This is a genomic window from Flavobacterium stagni, from assembly GCF_004122105.1.
Lineage (GTDB): Bacteria > Bacteroidota > Bacteroidia > Flavobacteriales > Flavobacteriaceae > Flavobacterium > Flavobacterium stagni.
The window spans coordinates 73,527-93,647 of the sequence record NZ_SBKN01000003.1 but is presented as its reverse complement, the minus strand read 5'-3'; the positions used below and the strand labels follow the sequence as shown (position 1 = coordinate 93,647).

At 40.5% G+C, this 20,121-nt stretch carries 23 protein-coding genes and 1 other RNA gene; 14 read left to right on the top strand and 10 right to left on the bottom strand.

Annotated features, from left to right (window positions below):
- Positions 1-159: 159 nt before the first annotated feature.
- The 12 genes from EQG61_RS06475 (at position 160) to EQG61_RS06420 (ending at position 9,679) form a co-directional block, all read left to right on the top strand.
- Complete coding sequence (locus EQG61_RS06475; protein ID WP_129461102.1) at positions 160-1,218, top strand: sensor histidine kinase; 1,059 nt, start codon at positions 160-162, stop codon at positions 1,216-1,218.
- Positions 1,211-1,888: a response regulator gene (locus EQG61_RS06470; RefSeq protein ID WP_129461101.1), complete on the top strand. Its 678-nt coding sequence runs from the start codon at positions 1,211-1,213 to the stop codon at positions 1,886-1,888. The genes EQG61_RS06475 and EQG61_RS06470 overlap by 8 nt, the downstream gene beginning before the upstream one ends.
- Before the next feature lie 181 nt (positions 1,889-2,069).
- Positions 2,070-4,046 (top strand): KUP/HAK/KT family potassium transporter, encoded by a 1,977-nt coding sequence (locus EQG61_RS06465; protein ID WP_129461100.1) that lies wholly within the window; start codon positions 2,070-2,072, stop codon positions 4,044-4,046.
- Positions 4,033-4,314: a hypothetical protein gene (locus EQG61_RS06460; protein WP_129461099.1), complete on the top strand. Its 282-nt coding sequence runs from the start codon at positions 4,033-4,035 to the stop codon at positions 4,312-4,314. Before EQG61_RS06465 ends, EQG61_RS06460 begins: the two co-directional genes overlap by 14 nt.
- 15 nt (positions 4,315-4,329) lie before the next feature.
- Positions 4,330-5,661, top strand: a complete 1,332-nt coding sequence (locus EQG61_RS06455) for an outer membrane beta-barrel protein (RefSeq protein ID WP_129461098.1) — start codon at positions 4,330-4,332, stop codon at positions 5,659-5,661.
- Between the two features lie 37 nt (positions 5,662-5,698).
- Positions 5,699-6,406, top strand: a complete 708-nt coding sequence (locus EQG61_RS06450; protein WP_129461097.1) for a hypothetical protein — start codon at positions 5,699-5,701, stop codon at positions 6,404-6,406.
- A 61-nt stretch (positions 6,407-6,467) separates the two neighbouring features.
- Positions 6,468-6,851, top strand: coding sequence for an SMU1112c/YaeR family gloxylase I-like metalloprotein (gene gloA2, locus EQG61_RS06445; RefSeq protein ID WP_129461096.1), 384 nt, complete (start codon positions 6,468-6,470; stop codon positions 6,849-6,851).
- 422 nt (positions 6,852-7,273) lie between these two features.
- A complete protein-coding gene (locus tag EQG61_RS06440) occupies positions 7,274-7,597 on the top strand; it encodes a hypothetical protein (RefSeq protein ID WP_129461095.1) in 324 nt (107 codons plus the stop codon).
- 9 nt (positions 7,598-7,606) lie between these two features.
- Positions 7,607-8,182 carry a peptidoglycan recognition protein family protein gene (locus EQG61_RS06435; protein ID WP_129461094.1) on the top strand — a complete coding sequence of 192 codons (576 nt, stop codon included), beginning with the start codon at positions 7,607-7,609 and terminating at the stop codon, positions 8,180-8,182.
- Positions 8,183-8,233: 51 nt separating this feature from the next.
- Positions 8,234-8,605, top strand: a complete 372-nt coding sequence (locus EQG61_RS06430; protein WP_129461093.1) for a DUF2200 domain-containing protein — start codon at positions 8,234-8,236, stop codon at positions 8,603-8,605.
- A gap of 14 nt (positions 8,606-8,619) precedes the next feature.
- On the top strand, positions 8,620-9,126 hold the full coding sequence (locus EQG61_RS06425) for a hypothetical protein (RefSeq protein ID WP_129461092.1): 507 nt from the start codon (positions 8,620-8,622) through the stop codon (positions 9,124-9,126).
- Positions 9,119-9,679: a hypothetical protein gene (locus EQG61_RS06420; protein WP_129461091.1), complete on the top strand. Its 561-nt coding sequence runs from the start codon at positions 9,119-9,121 to the stop codon at positions 9,677-9,679. Before EQG61_RS06425 ends, EQG61_RS06420 begins: the two co-directional genes overlap by 8 nt.
- A gap of 23 nt (positions 9,680-9,702) precedes the next feature.
- Here the strand turns inward: EQG61_RS06420 and EQG61_RS06415 are convergent, their stop codons facing one another.
- Positions 9,703-10,386 carry an SIMPL domain-containing protein gene (locus EQG61_RS06415; protein WP_129461090.1) on the bottom strand — a complete coding sequence of 228 codons (684 nt, stop codon included), beginning with the start codon at positions 10,384-10,386 and terminating at the stop codon, positions 9,703-9,705.
- 48 nt (positions 10,387-10,434) lie between these two features.
- Positions 10,435-11,073, bottom strand: a complete 639-nt coding sequence (locus EQG61_RS06410; protein ID WP_129461089.1) for a rhomboid family intramembrane serine protease — start codon at positions 11,071-11,073, stop codon at positions 10,435-10,437.
- A 95-nt stretch (positions 11,074-11,168) separates the two neighbouring features.
- Between EQG61_RS06410 and EQG61_RS06405 the strand changes: the two genes are divergently transcribed.
- Positions 11,169-12,050 (top strand): lysophospholipid acyltransferase family protein, encoded by an 882-nt coding sequence (locus EQG61_RS06405; RefSeq protein ID WP_129461088.1) that lies wholly within the window; start codon positions 11,169-11,171, stop codon positions 12,048-12,050.
- A gap of 43 nt (positions 12,051-12,093) precedes the next feature.
- On the opposite strand, the gene EQG61_RS06400 is transcribed toward EQG61_RS06405, so the two are convergent.
- On the bottom strand, positions 12,094-13,707 hold the full coding sequence (locus EQG61_RS06400) for an ABC-F family ATP-binding cassette domain-containing protein (RefSeq protein ID WP_129461087.1): 1,614 nt from the start codon (positions 13,705-13,707) through the stop codon (positions 12,094-12,096).
- 75 nt (positions 13,708-13,782) lie between these two features.
- A complete protein-coding gene (locus EQG61_RS06395) occupies positions 13,783-14,550 on the bottom strand; it encodes a TlpA family protein disulfide reductase (RefSeq protein WP_129461086.1) in 768 nt (255 codons plus the stop codon).
- A 144-nt stretch (positions 14,551-14,694) separates the two neighbouring features.
- Between EQG61_RS06395 and EQG61_RS06390 the strand changes: the two genes are divergently transcribed.
- Positions 14,695-16,107, top strand: coding sequence for a TlpA family protein disulfide reductase (locus tag EQG61_RS06390; protein WP_129461085.1), 1,413 nt, complete (start codon positions 14,695-14,697; stop codon positions 16,105-16,107).
- 38 nt (positions 16,108-16,145) lie between these two features.
- Here the strand turns inward: EQG61_RS06390 and fsa are convergent, their stop codons facing one another.
- The 6 genes from fsa to ffs all read right to left on the bottom strand — a co-directional run bounded on the left by fsa (position 16,146) and on the right by ffs (position 20,068).
- Complete coding sequence (gene fsa / locus EQG61_RS06385; RefSeq protein ID WP_129461084.1) at positions 16,146-16,802, bottom strand: fructose-6-phosphate aldolase; 657 nt, start codon at positions 16,800-16,802, stop codon at positions 16,146-16,148.
- A 318-nt stretch (positions 16,803-17,120) separates the two neighbouring features.
- Positions 17,121-17,312 (bottom strand): hypothetical protein, encoded by a 192-nt coding sequence (locus tag EQG61_RS06380; RefSeq protein ID WP_129461083.1) that lies wholly within the window; start codon positions 17,310-17,312, stop codon positions 17,121-17,123.
- Between the two features lie 315 nt (positions 17,313-17,627).
- Positions 17,628-18,431, bottom strand: coding sequence for an SDR family oxidoreductase (locus EQG61_RS06375; protein ID WP_129461082.1), 804 nt, complete (start codon positions 18,429-18,431; stop codon positions 17,628-17,630).
- A 102-nt stretch (positions 18,432-18,533) separates the two neighbouring features.
- Positions 18,534-18,905 carry a VOC family protein gene (locus tag EQG61_RS06370; RefSeq protein WP_235829036.1) on the bottom strand — a complete coding sequence of 124 codons (372 nt, stop codon included), beginning with the start codon at positions 18,903-18,905 and terminating at the stop codon, positions 18,534-18,536.
- 26 nt (positions 18,906-18,931) lie between these two features.
- On the bottom strand, positions 18,932-19,930 hold the full coding sequence (locus tag EQG61_RS06365) for an enolase C-terminal domain-like protein (RefSeq protein WP_129461081.1): 999 nt from the start codon (positions 19,928-19,930) through the stop codon (positions 18,932-18,934).
- Between the two features lie 39 nt (positions 19,931-19,969).
- Positions 19,970-20,068: signal recognition particle sRNA small type (ffs, locus tag EQG61_RS06360), an RNA gene on the bottom strand.
- Positions 20,069-20,121: the final 53 nt, after the last annotated feature.

Sequence of the window (20,121 nt, the reverse complement as noted above, 5' to 3'; positions counted from 1 at the left end):
CTCGAAGCGTAGCGGAGAGACCTGCCTGCCGGCAGGCAGGTAAAGGCGAAAGCGGGACCATTGCGCCTTTGAAAACCAGGCTTGTGCTGCCAAAAAATATTCATTAATCGTGCCTTAAAATTTACTTTTTCTTTATATCCAAGTCCGTACCTTTGTGGGATGCAAACCAAACCATGGATCAAGCAATTGGGTACTGGCGTAGTCTTACTACTGTTGGTTTGTTTGCCGTGCTTTATTTTTCGGGACGTTTTGGGCTATCGCGTGGTCGCCTTGCTTTTGCTGATGACGGTTTCAATTATGGCTATGACCTTTGAAATCATTCCTATTTTGATCATAGCTGCATTAAGTGCTTTAGTCTGGAACTTCTTTTTTATTCCGCCTGTCTTCACATTTCATATTACAAGCCCTGAAGATATTTTACTTTTTTCCATGTATTTTGTAATTGCATTGGTCAATGTGGTATTTACACGACGTATTCGAAAAATACAAATACAAAACCAAGAACAAGCTGAAAAAGAACGCACCTTAACCTTGTACTCGACTTTCTTTAACTCACTTTCGCACGAGTTGCGTACACCGATAGCCACGATAATCGGTTCGGCAGAAACCTTGCAACAGTTAAAAGAAAAATTAGCTCCCCAAGAACAAACTGATTTATTGCAGCAGATTGAGTCGGCCGGACTTCAATTGCATTTGCAAGTGAATAATATTTTGAACGTAAGCCGTCTTGAATCGGGTTTGCTTGCGCCAAAAATGGAATGGTGCGACATCAACGATATCATACACGGAACGTTACAACATCATTTTCCCGATCAAAATAGAATACATTTTACTCCGAACGAACAGTTGCCGTTATGTCAAACAGACGCGGGATTGTGGGATCAAATTGTGTTGAACGTTGTGAAAAATGCGCTACTCTATACACAAGGAAACGTTTACATTGAAGTAGCCATTTCAGATGACCTATTAGAAATCAGCATAACCGATGAAGGTTCGGGTGTTCCTGAAGCACATTTGGAAACCTTATTTGAAAAATTTTACCGATTACCGCACACCCAAACGGGAGGGACGGGATTGGGATTGTCGATTGTCAAAGGCTATATTGAAGCATTACAAGGTTCGGTAAAAGCCCAGAACCGCAGTGACCGTTCGGGATTACAGCTATTGATGCAAATCCCAGTAAAAACCAATTATTTGAATCAATTGAAAAATGAATAACGCCCGTATAGTAATCATTGATGACGAACCCCAGATTCGGCGCTTGTTGGAAATCACTTTAGAGAATAGTGGTTACAAGGTTATTTTGGCAGAAAATGGTAAGCAAGGGATTCTCCTGGCAGCAAATCATACGCCCGATTTGATTTTATTGGATTTGGGTTTGCCGGATATGAATGGCCATGAGGTCTTGAAGGAGCTCCGACTTTGGTACAACAAACCCATTTTTATCCTGTCAGCGTTGGATCAAGAAGCGGATATTGTGAAGGCGTTGGATAATGGGGCGAATGATTACTTGACCAAACCCTTTCGCACGGCCGAGTTGCAAGCCCGTATTCGGTCGGCTCTTCGCAGTCAGCAAACCAACAATGGAACGACTGTATATACTTCGGGCGATTTAGAAGTTGATCTCACTGCGCATACCGTTAAAAAGGCTGGCGAAGGAATCAAACTCACCGCCACTGAGTTTTCTTTATTAGTGTTGTTGCTAAAAAACGAAGGTCGGGTACTCACCCATCAATACATTTTGAAAGAAATCTGGGGCGTAGGTGCCCAAACGGAAACCCAGTATTTACGCGTATTTATTGGAACCCTTCGCAAAAAAATTGAAACCAACCCCAACCAACCCGAACATATTTTGACGGAAAGCGGTGTGGGCTACCGGTTTGTTTAATAGTTATGAGTTATGAGTTATGAATTATTAGTAAAAAGTGCATTCATAATTCATAATTCATAATTCATAATTCATAATTCATAATTCTCTTTTCTTTATAAAATCTTTACACCCATCCCTTCTTTCTTTAGATTTTACCGATAGATAGCGAGCGAACTTTGCCTCATCAAAGTTTACTATTATGAATTCAAAGCATTCGCTTACGCAAAAAGTTACCTTGGCCTCGGTTTTAGTGGCGCTCGGAATAATTTATGGGGACATCGGAACGAGTCCACTCTACGCCCTTCGCGCTGTCATGGGCAATCGAAAAATCGAAGAAATACTCGTTTATGGTGGTGTTTCGGCCATCTTTTGGACCCTTACACTTCAAACCTCCATCAAGTACATTTGGCTCACCTTAAAAGCCGACAATAATGGAGAAGGCGGGATTTTCTCTCTTTACGCCTTGGTTCGTCGCTATGGTAAAAAACTCGTGATTCCTGCTATTTTAGGCGCAACAACGTTACTGGCGGACGGAATAATCACGCCACCTATTTCTGTAGCATCAGCTGTAGAAGGATTGGGTATGGTGAAAGGCTTGGAAAATACAATTGTCGCTGGTAATTCCTTGACCATTGGAATTGTTATCTTGATTCTCTCTCTACTCTTTTTCTTCCAACGGTTTGGCACACACATTATCGGACGTTCGTTTGGACCCGTGATGTTGGTTTGGTTTAGTATGTTATTCCTATTGGGAATTCACCAAATCACGTATCATCCCGAAATTTTAAAAGCGTTAAACCCCTACTATGCCTATGAAATGTTGAGTCAGTATCCCGCGGGGTTCTGGTTGTTGGGTTCGGTTTTCCTTTGTACCACGGGAGCCGAAGCCTTGTATTCCGATTTGGGGCATTGTGGCTTGAAAAATATTCGCATCAGTTGGGTTTTTGTCAAAATCAGTTTGGTAGTGAATTACTTAGGACAAGCTGCTTGGATGATGCATCAAAAAAGTGCTTTTCTAGACGGGAAAAATCCGTTTTATGAAATTGTCCCCGATTGGTTCTTGGTGCCGTCGATTATTATCGCAACCATGGCTACCGTCATTGCCTCCCAAGCCTTAATCAGCGGTAGTTACACGCTTATTAATGAAGCCATGAACTTAAATTTCTGGCCTCGAGTGGCGGTGCGTCAACCATCTGAAATGAAAGGACAAATTTATATTCCGTCTGTGAATACTGTCTTGTGGTTTGGTTGTGTCTTGATGATCTTGTATTTCCGTTCTTCCGAACACATGGAAGCGGCATACGGATTCTCGATAACTATTACGATGATGATGACAACGGTTTTACTCGGTTATTTCTTGTATTACCGATTGAAATGGCAACGTTGGCAAGTAATCGGAATTTTAACATTATTCAGTATTGTGGAAACGTCCTTCTTTATTGCCAATGTGGCGAAAATCAAAGAACGTTGGATGTTTTTATTCTTCGAATTGGGCATTTTCTCCGTGATGTACATTTGGTACGAAGCCCGAAAAATTCACAACCGCTATACGCGTTTCTCTGAATTGGGTCAATACAGTAAGATACTTTCTGAATTATCCGAAGACGATAGTATTCCGAAAACGGCTACGCATTTGATTTACCTTACCAAAGCCGACCGTCGTCACCAAATTGAAGACAAAATCATCAAATCATTATTTGGCAAAAAACCCAAACGGGCTGATGTATATTGGTTTTTACATATCAACCGAACCAATGATCCGTATACGATGACGTACAATGTGACCGAATTGGTGGATGATAAAGTGATTAAAGTGAATTTGAATATTGGTTTCCGTATCCAACCTAAAACCGAATTGCTCTTCAAGAAAATTGTGCAGGATTTAGTGCAATGCCAAGAACTCAACCTGCACATTCGCCCTGACGGTTCGACCAAATACAACAGCGAACCTGATTTTAAATTTATTGTCATTGAGAAATATTTATCTGTGGAAAATGAATTCAAAATTCGTGACAGCATTTTATTGAATAGCTATTATTACCTGAAACACATGGGAATTAGCGATGAAAAAGCCTTTGGATTGGACAAAAGCGATGTGATTATAGAAGATGTGCCATTGGTCTACCAACCTGCCGCACCGTTTGAACTTAATCGTGAAAAGCATGGAAACCGATAAATCAAGAGTCTTGTATGATCAACTGGATCAATTGACGGATTTAAAAGTCCAAATCGAATTGCAATCGGGGGAAAAATTATGCGGCGTTTTCACCGGATTTTATCACGGAACACGGCATTTTGTAGAGCGTTGGGACTTTCATGAAGTGGATCCATTACAACCCACGCCTTCCGTTTTGTCCCTTGCGCAATCGGAAGGCATTACACTAAAACACGAAGATTTATATTCTGTTTTTTTATTTGAAAATCAAACACATATCTATTTATAATTCAATTCATTATTTATGAAAATAAAACACATACTAGGGAGTTTATTGTTGACATTATCCATCCAAGCACAAACGGATTCTACCAAAGTACCTTTTGAAAATTACAACCTCCGTTGGATCAACGGTCAGAACCGTCAACAAGACTTTCCCTTACAATTAAAAGACAAAAACGGAGAAACCATCGTTACGGGTGTCGTGTATTTGGATGGGTATTTTAATTATAATTTTAACCGACCTAAAGACAATACCCAAACGATTTCTGCGGTTACGGGTCGGGCCAACGAATTTAGTATTGCACTTGCAAGTATTGGATTGGAAACCAATTATAAAAACGCTATCGGTCGATTGTGGTTACAAACGGGAAGTATGTTGCATATCATTCAAGAAACCGACGGCTCAATTGCTCGTGGACGCAATACAGGTACTGGAAATTTAAAATTCATTCGCGAAGCCGCAGCTGGCTATCACTTTGATGTAAATTATGGATTGAATGTTGAAATGGGGATTTTTATGAGCTACATCGGATTGGAGAGCTACATTACCCAAGAAAATTGGAGCTACCAACGCAGTATGGTGTGTGACTTTACGCCGTTTTATTTTCAAGGGGCTCGTGTGCAATATTTTCCAACCAAAAATTACCGCACCGAATTGTGGTTACTCAACGGATGGCAATCGTACAACAGTTGGAGCAAAAGTCCGGGCATTGGAAATTCAAATTATTATCGTCCTCATGAGAACATTCAGTTAGTCGCCAATTTCTATTTGGGTCGTGACAGTCGTAATCCCGATGGCAGTTTATCGGATGTGGTGCGATTTCACCATGATAACAGTATCGTGTACCGCTATTACCATCCTGAAAACAAAAAACACGGAATTACCCAAGCCGCCTTTAGCATGAACAATCATTACGGCTTTCAAAATGGACCTGGTGTTTCAGGCAAATCCAATTTCATGACGGGAAGTTCGATAGCCCATCGCATTTGGTGGAACAATAACCGCTTGGCATTAACCACTCGAGCGGATTATGTGACCAATCCCGGAAGTTATTTGGCCTTTACACCCGCACAAACCAACAGTACACTACCCAATGGTTATGAAATAGCGATGGCCAATGGAGAAAAATTACGAATGTTTCAAACCAGTGCGACTTTGGATTGGATGCCTTCCGATAGTGTGACTTTCCGTTTGGAATACGACTACCGTCAGTCCAATGTGCCTTATTTTGCAGGTCGTGGCGGTACAACTTCGCCCACAGGATTTACTACCGACCCAATTCCAGCGGATTGGAAAGCCGATTTGCGCAAACAAGAACATCGGTTGATCTTGGCGATGAACTTCCGTCTGTAATACTAAAATGAAAAAGTCGGAGTTGTAATTAAAAACAATGATGCATTTCCGACTTTTACTTTTATGCTTTCCGTTATGGGTAAGTTGCCAAAACAATGCTACCCAAACTGTAGATTCGAATGAATCAACAAAAAGTACTTCTCCACTTCAAGCCCCGACAAAGTCGAATGTTTCGTATAATGAATTGAAAAAAGAAGCGACTGCAATTAAAGCAAAGGCGCAAAAAGAAACGGATTTTACCAAACAGTCGGATGCCTTTACCCAGCAGCTCTATCAAAAACTCATTCCTTGTTGGATTGGAACACCATGGTCATTTGATGGCCATCCTGAGTTACCCGGAAAGCAACCTGTAGCGTGCAGTTATTTTGTCTCCACTACCCTTCGTGATGTTGGCGTTCCTATCAATCGCTACAAAATGGCACAAATGGGTCCGATGGAAGAAGCCCAACTGTTAAGCGGTGGCCAAACTATTATTACTTTAACGTTTACTACTAAAGAAGACGGTATTACTCAATTGCAATCAAAAATTCCCGAGGGCATTCATTTTATTGGATTTGGTACCATTCACGTGGGATTTTTGTATCGAAAGGGAAACCAAATGGCTTTTATTCATTCCTATTATAAAAATAACGTTGGAGTATTATTCGATCCGATTGAAAACTCACCACTATGGAATGTTTGTACTACTTTTTATGTTTATCCGCTTTCGGGCAATCCTGATTTTATCAAACTTTGGTTAAAATAAATGCCTATTTATTCAGAAATATAGAACTTTGTTCTTCCTTTATTTGACCTAAAAAAAACTCATGTTTTCATCCATTCACCACATAGCCCTAATTGTTTCTGATTACGAAAAATCCAAAGCATTCTACACGGAAGTTTTAGGACTAGAAATCATCCAAGAAGTGTATCGCGAAGAGCGTCAATCGTATAAATTGGATTTGGCATTGAATGGTGTATATAGTATCGAACTCTTTTCATTTCCCGATTACAAACCGCGTGCGAGTCGGCCCGAAGCGTTAGGATTACGCCATTTGGCCTTTGCCGTTGAAGATATTGAAGCAGCAATAACTCGCTTGCAACTGTTTCAAGTGGAAGTCGAACCTTTACGAATCGACGAATACACGGGTAAAAAATTTACCTTCTTTTTTGATCCCGACGGATTGCCTTTAGAGCTTTACAGCATTTAGTAGAACTTTTTTTGTAGGATAATTTTCGTTAGTACCCCTTTTATACTTCTGATCGGATGTAAAATAGGATTTTACCCCCTTTTTGTATTGATATTATTATTGAGACGAAATCGATTTAAAATACTAAAAATCAATAAATTAAATACATAAATAGGATTTTTTCAAACACTTAGATAGGAAAAATACTTTTGAAAAATAGGAAAAACCCTAGTGATTAAATTTTTCATTCGTTGTAATCTTGTAACGGCAATGACAAACATGAAAGACAATTCCATTATTCATACGTAAGCCAAATTCGATTTATACGCCTTTAGTGCAGTCAAAAGGGTCTCCGGACCCTTAGGCTGTGCCACCTTAAAAGAAAAAATGCCCCTCCCAAAATTACCTGCTATTTTCCTTAACTAATAGAATTATTCATCGATATGTCAGGAGATTTATGTGTATTGATTAACGGCGGTATATTGGGTATGTTAGGACAAGGTTTACGACTTGCTTACATCCATTATCGTTGGGTAATGGTTCGAAAAGATGAAAATTACTTTTGGACAAAATGTAACCCCATCAGTTGCTTAGTCGTGAGTTTTTTAGCGGGTTATGCTGCCATGTATATTTTAAAAGAATACCAAGAAGTGAGCCATACTTTAGCTATTGTTTTACTGAGCGGCTATTTTTCTCCAATTCCTTTCCTACTTATTTTACGGTTATTGAAAAGAAAACGAAATAAAACCAATGTAAAATTTTCTTAACGTCAAGCTATGTTTCCAATTTCACCTCTTTTTTTGACCAACCACAATCGCCCAGGAAGAAAATTAAGCGAACACAAAGCCCTAATTTTGCACTGCACAGCGAAAGAACGAGAGGGAGCAGATGCGTTAGCCATGCGGAATTATTACAATGAGAAGCATTATATTGATCGACAACTTATGTATGCTTCTCCACATTTTCTAGTTGATGATACACAAATCATTCAATGTCTACCCGAGGATGAAGCGGGATTTCATGTAGGAACTGCCTTTTACAACTATACGCCGCTTGCCCGAAAATTAATGGGTAAACAAAAATCAGCAAATAATGTGACGATTGGAATCGAAATGTGTGTAAATAGAGATGGAAATTTTGACATCACTCTTGAACAAACCATTGAACTCACCCGTTATTTAGCCCATAAATACCATATTGATCGAACACATATTCTTCGTCATTACGATATCACTCGAAATGAATGTCCCAAAATGTTATTGGATCCCATGTCGTGGAATAAATTTTTAGATCGAATATTTCAAACACAACCAATATCCCATCCAGCTATACATACCCAATTTAAGTTTTAAAATCTCTAATTTCATTTACAAAAGTGTATTTTAGAGCTAAATTTAAATTATATGTCCATTTCAACTGAACATCATGATGCAAAAATTGCCGCCATGCAATTTGCCTCTGTTTATCCCCATTATGTAGCCAAAGTCGTCAAAAAAGGACGTACAGAAACGGAATTACGCACTGTCATCTCCTGGCTTACAGGATATACCGACCAAGTCATTCAACAAGCCATTTCCGAAAAAATCAATTTTGAAACCTTTTTTAATCAAGCGCAACTGCATCCCAATGCCCATTTAATAAAAGGCGTGATTTGTGGCTACCGTGTGGAAGAAATTGAAAATCCGTTGACCCAAAAAGTACGCTATTTGGACAAACTAGTGGATGAATTGGCCAAGGGTAAAAAAATGGAACAAATATTGCGTAGCCCAATATAAATCAGTCTATCACTATGAAAAAAGCAATACCATTTATATTTATTTTTTGTCTTGTATTCGCATACAATTGTCAGGCCCAATTAAAAACACCTACCAATGAAGTAACTCTATTCAGTTTTCAAACGGCATCTGGCAAAATAGTTACAATCAACAAAGCCAAAGATGATTCCTTTCTAGTGTATCGATTTGGAGATGTAAAGAAAATTGACTTCGAATTTCCCCAACAAAAAGACAGTACCAGTTTCAAAAAGTTTACGTATTCCAATTGGATCCGCGGGAGTGGCAATACAAAATCAGCACTCGATTTGAAATACTTAACTTTTGAAAACGAAGGATACAAATACATTGTGTATGCTATTTATTTTGAAGAAGACAATTCACACTCCATTGGCGTTCGGGTGATGAATCTTGCCACCCAAGAAATCACGGATATCAAAGGAAAACGTAATACGCAAAAAGGTTCGCTCGACGCTTTTAGAGACGAAGACCGAATCAATCAAAGTAATGCTGCTTATGACTAAATCCCTACTTTTATTCTTCCTAGGTTTTGGATTTTGGAGCGCCGCACAAAACGGAACTCCTAAGGACACTATAACACAAGTCGTTCAATTTGACATCAAGAAAATGATTTTGGGCGACATGAATGGGGATACTATCATTGACACGGCCTTTGTCAAAATGCCGCATTATACCAATGAAGAAACTTGGGGCGATTGTCGAGGTGGCGGATGTGAAATCGAGATTTCATTTTCCTATACGCCTGCAAAAATTCAATTATCCAATGCGGTTGACGCCGGTGTAGAAGCCATTGGCGATGTGAATCACGATGGATTTCAAGAAATAATTGTCGTACCCGGTTGGATTATTGGCTGTTGGGGCCAGTACCGATTTTACACTGAAAAAGATACGCAATGGAATGAATTTGGTCGGGCGAACCGTTATATCTGTGAAGAAGAACCCTATGCTAATTGTATAGTTAAACGTACCAAGGATTACCTCACGGTTGAGGAAGATATCATAAAAAACGGCGACCAAGCCAAACAAAAGAAAAAACTGAAAATCCCCAAAAAGTAAAAAGCCTCTTGCGAGGCTTTTGTTTATTCTAATCGAAAACTGATGGTAATGGAAGAACTGACTTCAATTAAACCAATGGCTAAAGTTTCCTGCGGTGCATCTGCTGCAAAATTGGCAAATCCATTTGTTGTTTTCAACATCGGGAAAAACTCGCCTCCTGTTTCATTTATCGTAATCGCTTTACCCACTTTTTGATTTAAGGGTGCTACATAATCTTGAGCGCGTTTCAAGGCATCTTGAGTGGCTAACTTTCGGGCTTGTGAACGCAACTCTTCAATTTTAGTAGATTTGAATTCGACTCCAGAAATCGAATTGATCCCGTTATCCAGCAACCCCAACGTCAATTCGTCGTATTTGCTCAAATCCCGTAAGGTAACGGTGAGTGTCTGACTCGCTTGATAGGCATATTTCTTTTTGGATTCGTCGTAATTACGTCCCAATGAAACATCAGAGGTTTGGTATTCCGTTCCAGCGATACCGAATTTCTTTAAAAACTTGATGACTTTATCCACCGCTTCATCGTTAGACTTTTTCACTTCCGCCACATCTTTACCGGTATTTTCAACACCAAAAGTGATTACGGCATAATCGGGTGCGACTTTTACTTTCCCTTGACCCGAAACCGTGATTTGCGGTTCTATTTTTGATTCTTGTGCCTGGAGCAAACTAACCGTTGCCATACATAAGGCGAAAACTAACTTTTTCATGGATGTTTTATTTAAAGGTTTTATAATCGCTGACCAAAAGTTGTGCCATTACAGCTTCCCCATACGCAGTAAAACGAACATAATCGCAATGGGAACAAGTAACCCAATGACCAACAACGGGTTGAGCAGAAACAATTCAGGGGCTTTCATTAACGTAAATGCCAAACCGCCAATGGCTCCACCAAAATGGGCATCATGGCCAATATTGTCAGATTTGGCCCGCATTCCATAAATGGTAAACAGCAAATATCCAAAACCAAATAGGTAGGCAGGAATTGCATAAGGAATAAAAAACAAATAAATGCCCCCTTCAGGATTTAATAAAATTGAAGCATAGATTATTCCGGACACCGCTCCCGATGCGCCCACTGCCGTATAACTGGGATGGTCGCGGTGCATATACAAACTCAGCATATTGCCAAATACCAAACTCGCTACATAAATTAATAAAAAGGTAAGGGTTCCGAAATTAAGAATAACTACGGGTGCAAAACTGTACAAGGCAATCATATTAAACGCCAAATGCGGAATGTCTGCATGCAAAAACGCGGAAGAAAACATGCGCACCTGATCACCGGCACGAATACTTCCTACATGAAATAAATACTGATGAAAAAAGAGGCGGTCTTGAAAACCCCGATAACTCATGATGACATTCAGCGCAATGAGTACATACAAAACCCACATAATCCTTAAAATAAAATGAAACGAAGCGTGTATATGATTTGTTAAATCAACGCGAAAGATACGCGATTCCGTGTATATTTGCACAAATTTTTTGCATGCAATTACTGGCTTACCTTCTCGTTTATCCCATCATTTGGCTCATCGCACAATTGCCTTTTCGATTGCTGTATGTGTTTTCCGATGGAATTTACATTCTAATGTATCGCATCATTGGATACCGTAAAAAAGCGGTACGCAAAAATATTCAGTTGGCATTTCCAACATTGTCCGATTCCGAACGATTAATCATTGAAAAGAAATCCTACCGCCATCTGTGCGATATGTTTCTCGAAATGATCAAAACCCTATCCATTTCACAAAAGGAAATCGAGAAACGGTTTACCTACACCAATTTGGAAGTGTATACCGATTTAGAAAAAAAAGGAAAAAGTATTGCCTTACTGTGTGCGCATTACGCCAGTTACGAATGGGTTATTTCCATGAATCACCACATCCAATTCAAAGGATTTGCCATCTACAAGCGCATCAACAATCCGTATTTTGATCGCTTGGTAAAAAATATTCGCTCGCGTTTCAAAGCGTATTTGATTACGACCAAAGAAACCAAACCCACCATCGAAGCCAATGCCAAAAATGGCGTACTCAGTTTGTATGGTTTTGCCAGTGACCAAACGCCGCGTTGGAGTGAAACCAATCTTTATTGGCACCACTTTATGGGCATTGAAACGCCTATTCATTATGGAGCCGAATCCTTAGCCAAGCAATTTGATATGAACATGATTTATTTGCGGGTAAAGAAATTAAAACGAGGCTATTACCAAGGAACGTTTGAAGTACTTTCGGAAGATGTACACAGCGAACCCGATTATAAAATCTCGGAACGGTTTATGGCAAAAGTCGAAGAGCAAATACGCGAACAACCGGAATATTATATGTGGACCCACAAACGCTGGAAACACAAACGTAGAAAAGAATAAAAACAAAAATCCCGAAGTCGCAACCTCGGGATTTTTTTATGTTCTAGTACATTTTTGCACGTAGCTCTTTTACTTTCGGATCATCCAAATAATCATCAAAGGTCATGTAACGATCGATCGCACCGTTTGGCGTTAATTCCAATACGCGTGTCGCCACTGTTTGTGCAAATTCGTGGTCATGTGTCGTAAACAACACCGAACCTTTAAAGTTTTTCAACGAGTTGTTAAATGCTGTAATCGATTCCAAGTCCAAGTGGTTGGTGGGTTCGTCCAACATCAATACATTGGCACGCAACATCATCATGCGAGACAACATACAACGTACTTTCTCTCCCCCTGACAATACATTACATTTTTTCAAAGCTTCTTCTCCTGAGAAAATCATTTTCCCTAAAAAGCCACGAACGTAAACTTCATCGCGCTCTTCTTCGGTTTTGGCCCATTGGCGTAACCAATCTACTAAGTTGATATCCGATTGGAAAAACTCGTGATTGTCATTCGGTAAATAGGACTGAATCGTAGTCACTCCCCACTCATACGTTCCTGCATCAGCAGTCAAATGACCGTTTAATATTTCATAAAAAGCAGTGGTTGCACGGGAATCTTTTGAAAACACCACAACTTTATCACCTTTTGCCATGTTCAAATCCACATTCTTAAACAACACTTCGCCATCAATCGATGCGGCCAAGTTTTGAATGTTTAAGATTTGGTCACCCGCCTCACGCTCTTGGTCAAAAATAATGGCTGGATAACGACGACTCGACGGTTTGATTTCGTCCAAGTTCAATTTCTCCAACATCTTCTTACGGGATGTCGCTTGCTTTGACTTCGCCACATTCGCACTAAAACGACGAATGAACTCTTCCAACTCTTGTTTCTTCTCCTCGGCTTTTTTGTTTTGTTGGGCGCGTTGTTTTGCGGCTAACTGACTTGACTCGTACCAAAAGGTATAGTTCCCCGAATAGTGGGTAATTTTACTAAAATCAATATCTGAAATGTGCGTACATACCGCATCCAAAAAGTGACGGTCGTGGGAAACCACAATCACCGTATTTTCATAATTCGCTAAGAAATTCTCCAACCAACCGATGGTTTCAAAATCCAAGTCGTTGGTCGGCTCGTCCATGATCAACACGTCCGGGTTGCCAAATAACGCCTGTGCCAAAAGCACACGCACCTTCAACTTCCCTTCCATTTCCGCCATTAACGTATAATGGAAATCCGCACTGATTCCTAAGTTGGACAACAAGGCCGCCGCATCACTGTCGGCGTTCCATCCGTTCATTTCGTCAAACTGAATCTGCAATTCGCCAATGCGGTCCGCATTTTCATCCGAATAATCGGCATACAACGCATCCATTTCTGATTTAATGGCATGCAAGACTTTATTTCCCATCAATACCGTTTCCAAAACCGTATGATCGTCAAACATATTGTGGTTCTGATTCAAAACCGACATCCGCTTACCCGGTTCTAAGATGACACGACCCGATGTAGGGTCCATATCGCCTGCTAAGATTTTGAGAAATGTAGATTTTCCGGCTCCATTGGCACCGATGATTCCGTAGCAGTTGCCTTGCGTGAATGAAGTATTCACTTCGTCAAACAAAACGCGTTTTCCAAACTGTACCGATAAATTGGATACTGTTAACATGTATCGAGGTTTTATTAAATTCGGTGCAAAAGTAAGCAAATGCCCCGACTTAACCCCTCTTTTTTGGTTGTTTTTTTACGAGCGCAAATAGGTTTGCAACACCCATTTCAAGGCGTCAACGGAACCCACTACCTTGATGATTTTTCCTTCTTTATCCAAGAGAAAATGCGTCGGGAAAGCATTTAAACCTAAGGTGATGTTCATGAAGTCTTTTGTATTTGGAATTACTAAGTAATCCAATTTCTTTTTAGCTAAAAATACCTTGAGTTGTTCCGGACTGTCTTCGGCCAAACTGAGGAAAACTACATCCTTGCGCAAATTGGAATACTCTTGAACCAAAGCATTCACTTCCGGAAATTCTTTCACACAAACTGGACAATGAATGTACCAACATTTGATTACCACATAATTGCCTTTCAAGCTCTCATTGGTTATCCGTTTTCCCGACAAATCTACAGCATCCAAAAGAGGAAAATCCTGCCCTTCCATTTGCACTTGCCGAATGCCGTTGAACCCCAATTCACTCAATATCGCTCCCACACCCGGATTGGCATCTTTGGGCATCGGAAAAAGTCGGTACTGCTGCGGTTGCCCGGGATCGGCAATACACACAAAGGTTCCGGTTTCTAATTTTTGCATAAATGCCAAGCGTGAAATGGAAATCCCATTTTCATCCAAAGCTTCAAAATTGGAATACAAGGCCATTTGGGTATCTTGGTACTGCTGCCATTGTACAAAATTGCGACACAACGCACTTATGTTCAAATCCTTATACACCAAGTCGGTTTGGGCTTGCACACCCAACATCAATAAGAGCAATACAATGGTTATTCGTAGCTTCATTCTAAATTAATCTCTCAATTTTCAAATGTAAATCAAATTTTGTAGTATCGCAATCGGAATAGGATTAAAACTAAGTTTAACTAATGGTTAACAGAATAATATACCATTACTAAATACTTTTGTTGATAACAATAGGGATAGTAAATGAATTGTAAAATTGCCTCAACATATTTATGCTTGACAACAGCCTTGTTTGCGCTGTTTACTTCCTGTAAAAAAAGTGAATTTGCTGCAGATAACTACACTGCCTATTTTGGTGGCGAAGTAGAGAATCCGCAAAACCGCTATGTATTGTTCTGTCAAAACAATCAGGTGATTGATACCATCCCATTGAACAAAGACAATACCTTTTTCAAAAAGTTTGATTCTTTAGCTCCCGGACTGTATTCGTTCAAACACGAACCCGAATACCAATACGTCTATTTCGATAAAAACGATTCCCTTCGTGTACATATCGATTCCAAAGATTTTGACCAATCGATCGTATTCTGTGGTCGTGGCGATCAAAAAAACAATTTCTTAATGGAAATGTTTTTACGCAATGAAAAGGAAAAAGACCACATGTTTGAAACGTTTGATTATGATGTAAAAAAATACAATGCTTACATCCAAAAAGTCAACTCAGACAACCAAAAATTCTATACATCAAAAAAAGAAGAAATCAATTGGAGTGACGATTTTGATGTGTATGCCAAAGGAATGTACCTCTACCCGCATTACACCCGCAAAGAAATCTATCCCATGATTCACAAAATGCGTACGGGGAATGATGTAAGTGACCAACTTCCGAAAGACTATTATGACTTCCGAAAAACCATTGATTTTAGCAATGAGAAGTTAACCGACTTCAACCCGTTTGTCATGTACCTCAATTTGATGCTCAACAATGTGGGTTCTATTCATTACCACAACCACTTTACCGAAGTGGATTTGGCACTTAAAACCAACATCAACAAACTCAAAATTGCGGATACACTTATTAAAAACGAAAAGGTCAAAAATATTGTGGTGAACAGTATTGCCTTTCAATACTTGTTGGAAGACCAAAATATGGTCAACAACCAGGAATTTTTAAAACACTACTACAAAATTTCAACCGACAAGAGTAAAAAGAATGAAATCTTAAAACTGGGTAAAGCCATCAGTTTACTTACCGATGGTAAACCCTTACCCGAAGTTCGCGTACAAACCCTAGAAGGTAAGTCTATTTCGTCGTCTGACCTTATTCAGAAAAACACCATTCTCTTTTTCTGGAGTGACAAATTGAGTTCACATTTGTTGGCTGCACACAAAAAAGCCATCGAACTCCAAAAGAAATACCCGAATTATGAGTTTGTGGCGATTAATTTGGACCGCGATTTTGATACTTGGAAAAAAGCGTTGGAGAAATATGACTTCGGACCCATACGTCAGTACCACTGTAGTAATTTCGAAGACATCAAAAGCAAATGGGCGATTACCAAAGTCCACCGCACTTTAATCATCAACAAAGACAAAACCATCAAAAACGGATTTACCAACATGTTTGACATCCGATTTGAAGAAGACCTAAAATAAAAAAGCCCCGATGTTCTCGGGGCTTTTTCGTATCACTATTATTGATTTCCTTTTTGATAATCGGCAATAAACTGAGCCAAACCAATATCAGTCAACGGGTGTTTCAACAAGCCTAAGATGGCTGATAACGGACCCGTCATGACATCTGCACCAATCTTCGCGCAGTTCACAATATGCATCGTATGACGCACTGAAGCTGCTAAGATTTCGGTTTCATACCCGTAGTTATCGTAGATCTCACGTATCTCCTGAATCAAGTTCAACCCGTCGGTCGAAATATCATCCAAGCGACCCACGAATGGCGACACATAAGTGGCACCCGCTTTGGCAGCCAAAATCGCCTGACCCGCTGAAAACACCAAGGTCACGTTTGTTTTGATGCCTTTGTCTGAGAAATATTTACACGCGCGCACGCCGTCTTTCGTCATCGGCAATTTCACTACAATCTGTGGATGAAGGTCGGCCAATTGTTCGCCCTCACGCACCATACCTTCATAGTCAGTAGCATTCACTTCGGCACTCACATCACCTTCAACGATGTTGCAAATGTCCACATAATGCTTCAAAATATTGTCCGTTCCCGTAATCCCCTCTTTCGCCATTAACGAAGGATTGGTCGTTACGCCATCCAAAATCCCTAATCCTTGTGCCTCGCGAATGTCATTCAAATTCGCCGTGTCAATAAAAAATTTCATAAAAATATAGTTATAATCGTTGTGTTTCGTTGAACAATAATTTTTGGGGCGCTACCCCTCCATACTTCCGGGGTCGGGCTGTCGGGAGTCGCTACCCTCATCCTTCGGGTGAGCTCCAACAATCCCTCCATCCCTAGCGCAACCGCGTGCAAAAATACAACACCTGTTTTGATTGAGGAAATATTATTGGAATTTAGAGTTTAGAGTTTAGATTTTAGAATTTAGATTTTAGAATTTAGAATAACTGCAACTAATCACTTACGACTTATGACTTACGACTTTTCGACTGATCACTGTTCACTGTTCACTGTCCACTGCTTACTGCTCACTACCACCACCCGCTTTTAATTCATCCAAATCTTTTTGAATTTGATCCAATCGCTCAAGAATTTCATGTTGGGTTTTGTTATACTTAGCCACATTGTCAACAAATCGAGCGAGGGTTCGAAAAAAATACCAAAGCACCGCAAGTACTACTAAACCAAATGCAAATCTGAGAAGCTCATCCATAAAGTCATATGTATTTAATTGTAAATAAAAGTACGCAACTCGTTTTGATTGAGGAAATAGTATTGAAGTTTAGATTTTAGATTTTAGATTTTAGATTTTAGAATAACTGCAACTAATGACTTATGACTTACGACTTATGACTTACGACTTATGACTTATGACTTACGACTTATGACTTACGACTTATGACTTACGACTTATGACTTACGACTTTTGACTTACGACTTACGACTTACGACTTACGACTTATGACTTACGACTTACGACTTAAGTAATACTGAGACTGAGACTGCGACTGCGACTGCGTCTGTTCACTTACATTTCATAATGCTTCATCAACATCCGCTCATACACCCGATCCGGTAAAACCCGTTTCAAGACAATCGAGAACCGTTGCATAAAGGCACCAATCTTATAATGCAATTTAGGCTGTTTGGCCTGCATAATCGTATATATCGCTTGCGCCATTTCCAGCGGATTACTGCCCGAATCCACATGTTCGTTCATCGCTGCTAAGGTTTTACCATAGGTGGCTTCATAGGCCGAACCCGCAACCACAGGCGCATGATACCTTCCTGCGGCAATATTGGTCGCAAAATCACCAGGGGCCACATTGGTAACCTGAATCCCAAATCCTTTGACTTCCATGCTCACCGCTTCGGTGATTAATTCCAACGCCCCTTTGGATGCTGAATACACACCGCGGTACGGCAATCCCATATAGCCCGCAATAGAAGTAATATTGATAATCAAACCCGAACGCTGTGCCCGCATGTGGGGCAACACTGCTTTCATCACTTCAATCGGACCGAATACATTGGTTTCAAAATTGTTTTTGATTTCTTCGGCGGGAATTTCTTCTATCGGACCCGTAATGCCCACACCCGCGTTGTTGATCAACACATCAATGCGACCCGCTTCGGCAACCAATTGGCGTACTGCCGCTTGTATGCTTTCGGGGTGGCGAACATCCAAGGCCAATAATTTGATTTTGCTGTCGGTGACACGCTCGGGGTTCCGACTCGTACCGTAAACCGTACAGCCTTTTTCCTGTAAAAACTCCCCGATCGCCCGACCAATGCCCGATGACCCTCCCGTGATGAAAACTATTTTGTTCATTGAATTTTAGACTTTAGACGTTAGAAGTTGGACTTTAGACGTTAGACTTTAGACGTTGGACATTAGAAATACTGTGACTGTGACTGCGACTGCGACTGCAACTTACACCGTCCCGGTGATGTCCTGCCCAAATTGCAACATATAACTGTTGTTATCATAAATCGCAAACTCCCGCATGCCCCAGTCAAAGTCTTCCATATCGTAGGCGACTTTCACCTTGTCTTTGATTTGGTGCCAAAGGGTTTCCACATCATCTGTTTTAATGTAAAAAGTGCCCGAAAAATAAGGCCGTTCAAAAGGCGTACTCTCATTCGGACGCGCGATCATGATTTCGCATTCGTCCTTACTGATGGCAGCCCAACCCCATTCTTCACTGTAATTGCCCAAATGGAATCCTAAGATTTCGCAGTAAAAAGAAACCGTAGCTTCCAATTCGCGCGTCCAAATCATGGGGACAATGGGTTGAAATTTCATAGAATCGTATTTTTTGCTAAAGATATTTATTTTAACTGAATTCCGAGACCCGGAGTAGTCGCCAATTCGATCTTTCCGTTGACAATAGTCGTACCCGTGGCAATGTCATTGGCAATCAAATTGGAGCCATCCAAATCGGCAAAATCACACAACGGCGCCAATACTGCACCCGCTGAAATCCCTACCGTCGATTCGGTCATACACCCCAACATCACTATGAAGCCCATCGCTTTGGCGGTACGCACCATTTCGAGCGCGGGTGTGAGTCCGCCGCACTTCATCACTTTGACATTCACACTAGGGTAATGTGGTTGCAAAACAGCCAAATCACTCCCATGCTGGGCATCTTCATCCGCCATCCAACGAATCGCGTCGGTTGCCCTCAAATGCTTATAATTTTCATAGCCCACCGCCATGGGTTGTTCGGCATACAGTATTCGTTCGATACCTTGAATATCCGCCAAAACCGCACAATCCGCAGGTGTAAAACTCGCATTGGAATCCAAAGAAAACGTAAAATCAGAAGCTAGTAGTTGCTTAATTGCCGACACATCCAAGCCGTTACATTTTACTTTAAACTTGTGCCAAGCCGACGCCCGCATCTTTTCCAATTGGGTGGCTACAGGTGCTACGGATATCGTCCAACTCGACACCGGAAGGGTGGTTGTCGGAATCGCATTCATTTCGATAAACGACCGTTGTTCCAATTTCCCAAATAAATCCCAATAGGCGCAGTCGAGTGCCGACTTGAGAAAATCAGGCAACTGCAATTGCGTTAGAAACGTATAAAAATCACACGGATGGTGGATGCCAAAACCTTCTATGGCTTTTTGATGGTAGTGAAGCAATTGATCAAATTGCAATAGGTCGATTTGATAATAGGTAATCGCCGTACATTCGCCATAGCCTGTTGAACCCGCATGCGACAGTTGGACGAGTAATGCTTCTCTAAATTGGTAATTCCCGTAACTGATGGAAAAGGTTTCCTTGAGGGGCAGTTTTAGGATATGCCATTGAAGAACCATAAAATTGTAAGGGAATTGAAGAAAGGAAATTTCAAAAAAAAATGGCAAGCGACCTACATCGCACCGCTACAACCGCATACCTTTGCTATGTTCCCATCCTGGAGGATTTTGCAGGAGCTGGTCGTGTAGGACTTGCCGCTGCAAAGATACATTCTTTTTATTTTTTTGCAACATCTTAACACCATAAATAA

Bases quoted from the DNA above. Each gene is read 5' to 3' on its own strand.
- EQG61_RS06475 (WP_129461102.1), top strand. From the start codon at position 160: ATGCAAACCAAACCATGGATCAAGCAATTGGGTACTGGCGTAGTCTTA.
- EQG61_RS06470 (WP_129461101.1), top strand. From the start codon at position 1,211: ATGAATAACGCCCGTATAGTAATCATTGATGACGAACCCCAGATTCGG.
- EQG61_RS06465 (WP_129461100.1), top strand. From the start codon at position 2,070: ATGAATTCAAAGCATTCGCTTACGCAAAAAGTTACCTTGGCCTCGGTT.
- EQG61_RS06460 (WP_129461099.1), top strand. From the start codon at position 4,033: ATGGAAACCGATAAATCAAGAGTCTTGTATGATCAACTGGATCAATTG.
- EQG61_RS06455 (WP_129461098.1), top strand. From the start codon at position 4,330: ATGAAAATAAAACACATACTAGGGAGTTTATTGTTGACATTATCCATC.
- EQG61_RS06450 (WP_129461097.1), top strand. From the start codon at position 5,699: ATGATGCATTTCCGACTTTTACTTTTATGCTTTCCGTTATGGGTAAGT.
- gloA2 (WP_129461096.1), top strand. From the start codon at position 6,468: ATGTTTTCATCCATTCACCACATAGCCCTAATTGTTTCTGATTACGAA.
- EQG61_RS06440 (WP_129461095.1), top strand. From the start codon at position 7,274: ATGTCAGGAGATTTATGTGTATTGATTAACGGCGGTATATTGGGTATG.
- EQG61_RS06435 (WP_129461094.1), top strand. From the start codon at position 7,607: ATGTTTCCAATTTCACCTCTTTTTTTGACCAACCACAATCGCCCAGGA.
- EQG61_RS06430 (WP_129461093.1), top strand. From the start codon at position 8,234: ATGTCCATTTCAACTGAACATCATGATGCAAAAATTGCCGCCATGCAA.
- EQG61_RS06425 (WP_129461092.1), top strand. From the start codon at position 8,620: ATGAAAAAAGCAATACCATTTATATTTATTTTTTGTCTTGTATTCGCA.
- EQG61_RS06420 (WP_129461091.1), top strand. From the start codon at position 9,119: ATGACTAAATCCCTACTTTTATTCTTCCTAGGTTTTGGATTTTGGAGC.
- EQG61_RS06415 (WP_129461090.1), bottom strand. From the start codon at position 10,386: ATGAAAAAGTTAGTTTTCGCCTTATGTATGGCAACGGTTAGTTTGCTC.
- EQG61_RS06410 (WP_129461089.1), bottom strand. From the start codon at position 11,073: ATGTGGGTTTTGTATGTACTCATTGCGCTGAATGTCATCATGAGTTAT.
- EQG61_RS06405 (WP_129461088.1), top strand. From the start codon at position 11,169: ATGCAATTACTGGCTTACCTTCTCGTTTATCCCATCATTTGGCTCATC.
- EQG61_RS06400 (WP_129461087.1), bottom strand. From the start codon at position 13,707: ATGTTAACAGTATCCAATTTATCGGTACAGTTTGGAAAACGCGTTTTG.
- EQG61_RS06395 (WP_129461086.1), bottom strand. From the start codon at position 14,550: ATGAAGCTACGAATAACCATTGTATTGCTCTTATTGATGTTGGGTGTG.
- EQG61_RS06390 (WP_129461085.1), top strand. From the start codon at position 14,695: ATGAATTGTAAAATTGCCTCAACATATTTATGCTTGACAACAGCCTTG.
- fsa (WP_129461084.1), bottom strand. From the start codon at position 16,802: ATGAAATTTTTTATTGACACGGCGAATTTGAATGACATTCGCGAGGCA.
- EQG61_RS06380 (WP_129461083.1), bottom strand. From the start codon at position 17,312: ATGGATGAGCTTCTCAGATTTGCATTTGGTTTAGTAGTACTTGCGGTG.
- EQG61_RS06375 (WP_129461082.1), bottom strand. From the start codon at position 18,431: ATGAACAAAATAGTTTTCATCACGGGAGGGTCATCGGGCATTGGTCGG.
- EQG61_RS06370 (WP_235829036.1), bottom strand. From the start codon at position 18,905: ATGAAATTTCAACCCATTGTCCCCATGATTTGGACGCGCGAATTGGAA.
- EQG61_RS06365 (WP_129461081.1), bottom strand. From the start codon at position 19,930: ATGGTTCTTCAATGGCATATCCTAAAACTGCCCCTCAAGGAAACCTTT.